This is a genomic window from Massilia sp., assembly GCF_032106685.1.
Lineage (GTDB): Bacteria > Pseudomonadota > Gammaproteobacteria > Burkholderiales > Burkholderiaceae_D > Telluria.
Window position 1 is genome coordinate 1 of the sequence record NZ_DAMCPG010000088.1, and the last position, 2,809, is coordinate 2,809.

A 2,809-nucleotide genomic window follows, 5' to 3' on the forward strand; every position below is an offset into this window, starting at 1 on the left:
AACGAAGTAGTGTCGGGTTGCCCCTTTGTTAGTGCACGCGCAATCGAGGCCTTCACCTCAGCCATATTAGTCGACTCTGGGTCGTCCGGATTGGGTGGGAACGCATCAAATAGATACTTTCCGACGATATCTGCTTCAGTTCTTTGGACTGAACGCAGATAGCTACCGCTGGCGCCTATGATAATCAATTTTGTATCCATCACGAGATACGGATAAGGCGAGCAACGAAAAAGAGCTTTGTACACTGACAGGTCCATCGAATGTATTCGGGTATATTGCTGGAAATTAGGTTGAACTAACTGATTAATTTATATGGATGCATATATCCGGGGTGTACACTTCGCGATGCCATTAACAATCGATGACGTCGAGCGAAGAGTTGACAGGGGGGGGGGCTAGCTATAGGCGAAAAATGCTAGCGATTTCATTTGGCTTTGTGCTGCCCAAGCATCGAATGCTTTACCCTGCAGTTGTGTTCAGCACTCGTTGCCGATAATTCAGCTGCTCTACCATTGCCGTTTACTCTAGAGAGTCTACGGAAAGCCGCGTATAGTGGCGGGTAAGCCACTTGCCCATAACCCGGGTCTCGATGTGCTAATCCGAAGACGGAAGGCATATCGGACGAGGAAAGGGCTTCGAATAGTTCATGCTTATGCTAATTAGAGCGACAGATTGGCTGCCGTCGAATTATATCTAAGTATTTTCTGCGCGAGAGAGCTGATATTGGTCAATTATCCCAAGGATGTCATTTAAGTTGATTGGTTTTGCCAAGTGATTGTTGAAGCCAGCGTCTTTAGCCAATTGTTTGTCTTTAGCTTCGCTAAAGCTTGTCACTGCGACCAATATTGAGTTTGCCGTTTGCGGCATTGCTCTTAATCTTCTTGCGAGTTCATAGCCGTCCATGCCGGGCAACCCGATATCAATGAACAACGTTTCTGCGCCTTCGCGCTTTGCACGATTGATTGCGCTAAGCGCACTGTATTCGACACAAGCACTATGGCCGAGTGCTTCAAAGAGGAGTCGAAGCACCTCACTGGCGTCCTCGTTGTCATCAACCACCATAATTTCCAGTGATTTGTTGTCGCGATTCGGTTTGGTCATAACGTCCCTAGAAACGCTTATTTTTGGGCGGGGTCGATTTGCAACTCGTTCGGCGTCCGCCCCTGTACGGGTGAACGATGTGGAAGGGCACGAGAAATCCTAACATTTAGCTTGCGGCGAAAGCAGCCATTAAGTCGTCATGTTCCTTTTGAAGCTTGTCTAAATCCGCTTGCAGCTTCTCGCAGTGTGCCAGATGTATGTCGCGGAGTTCCTGGACAGCTTCTGGACTAAAACTTTTCACGGTCATGAAATCTTTGTGGAACTTAACGCCACCGCGGCGACTATCCGGATAAAGATTGTGTGCGGGGTCGAACCAAACTACGTAAAACACTTTGTTCCAAACAATTCCGTGTATTCGTCCGTAAGCTTTTCCCACACGCACTTCAAAGGCGCGCTTTGTCATGGTTTGCGCCTGTTCTTTTGCTTGCGCGAGGATTAGTGCATATTCTTCTTCAGCCGCTTTTATCTCAGCCCTATCTTTACTCGCTATCCGAGGTTGAGGTCCCGCAACTTTCTTGGCAAAAGATATCTCAATATCCTCAGGGAATTGCTTGTATTCACCGGTAGTCGTATTGAAAATTGACTTCGCTTCGAGAGAGGGATGCTTCTGTTGAGCAATCTGGTCTTCAGTTGCATCGGCAATCTCATTTATGCAATCAAAAATTTTACGGTAATGGTCTGCCTCGAGCCCGTGAATAAAAAAATGAGGCTGGCTCAAGTCTAGAAATTCAAAAGAGACACGAAGCTTTTGGGCCGCTACCTTAGCGTGGTCCTTATCGGCAGAAGATGCGTATTTGTTGCTAGCCATTTGCAGCGAGCTTGGTTGAGAAGTAAGCGCGCAGCGAATCCTTCGAGATGAGGGCTGTGCTTCCGTGGTCTTCAGGCAGGTCCCCTCGTGCATCAATCCACGGGGCTTCGCGATGCGTCATCGTGCTCAACGCGGCACCATCGTAGCGTCCATATGCTGCAACGATGTCAGTGACTTCTTGAATGACTTCAGCGTTCAGCTCGGCTGCGTCAAAAACGACGTCTGCACCGATGCTACGCCATCCGTAGTCTTTGTACCGGCGGTAGAGAGCCGGTATAACTGGGCCGTGCTGCCAGGCCTGAAAATCCTCCTCAAACAGCTCGGTCCCTTGCGCTAGCATGTAACCTTGTGCGTAATAGCACAGTTTCTGCAGTTTCATCGGAGACGGGCTCTCCTCAAAAAGCTTGCGGTGCACCGAGATGATGAGGCGTTGAAGCGCATCCAGTAGAGGAGTCAATGGTGTTCCTTGGTCGTGGTGAAGGGCGGTAGGGCAGGCGATGAATCGACCCTGAGCAATATCGTATCTTACCAAATTTGATGCCATCTGAGCCTCTCTACAAACGGACGTCTAGCGCACTGAGTTAAGCGTTCGTCCCAGACGTACACGATACACACCCTGAGCTTAGGTGGCGTCCGAACAGCCGTGTGGGGGTACGTCAAGCCGCAGCTTCGACCTGTGCCTGCATGAGTTTGAGGTATGTTGCGAGCGAGACCGCGGATGCTGCCCGACCGTCAGTAGTAGGCACATGTTGCTCTTATATCACAGAGTCGAAGCTGCACTTGTTCATAAGGCGAACAGTAACCGAGTTCTCCCCATACATAGTGGGCGCGAGCACAGTCCGCGGTAGCCGTCTGTTTTTAGGATATGAGTGGGATGAGTGTTGATTAGTATACTGGTGG

At 49.6% G+C, this 2,809-nt stretch carries 4 protein-coding genes; all 4 read right to left on the reverse strand.

Features of this window, described 5'->3' with window-relative positions:
• Nucleotides 1-257 (reverse strand): hypothetical protein (locus RT688_RS23615; RefSeq protein ID WP_313707258.1); only part of this gene is annotated, 257 nt, incomplete at its 3' end.
• A gap of 436 nt (nucleotides 258-693) precedes the next feature.
• The gene (locus RT688_RS23620; protein WP_313707259.1) at nucleotides 694-1,101 is read right to left on the reverse strand and encodes a response regulator; all 408 of its coding nucleotides are present in this window, start codon (nucleotides 1,099-1,101) and stop codon (nucleotides 694-696) included.
• Nucleotides 1,102-1,207: 106 nt separating this feature from the next.
• Nucleotides 1,208-1,909 carry a hypothetical protein gene (locus RT688_RS23625; protein WP_313707260.1) on the reverse strand — a complete coding sequence of 234 codons (702 nt, stop codon included), beginning with the start codon at nucleotides 1,907-1,909 and terminating at the stop codon, nucleotides 1,208-1,210.
• The gene (locus tag RT688_RS23630) at nucleotides 1,902-2,288 is read right to left on the reverse strand and encodes a type II toxin-antitoxin system antitoxin SocA domain-containing protein (RefSeq protein ID WP_313707261.1); all 387 of its coding nucleotides are present in this window, start codon (nucleotides 2,286-2,288) and stop codon (nucleotides 1,902-1,904) included. Before RT688_RS23630 ends, RT688_RS23625 begins: the two co-directional genes overlap by 8 nt.
• Between the last annotated feature and the right edge of the window lie 521 nt (nucleotides 2,289-2,809).

What these genes read in the sequence shown, in the direction of transcription:
- RT688_RS23625 (WP_313707260.1), bottom strand. Translation starts at nt 1,909, where the DNA reads ATGGCTAGCAACAAATACGCATCTTCTGCCGATAAGGACCACGCTAAG.
- RT688_RS23620 (WP_313707259.1), bottom strand. Translation starts at nt 1,101, where the DNA reads ATGACCAAACCGAATCGCGACAACAAATCACTGGAAATTATGGTGGTT.
- RT688_RS23630 (WP_313707261.1), bottom strand. Translation starts at nt 2,288, where the DNA reads ATGAAACTGCAGAAACTGTGCTATTACGCACAAGGTTACATGCTAGCG.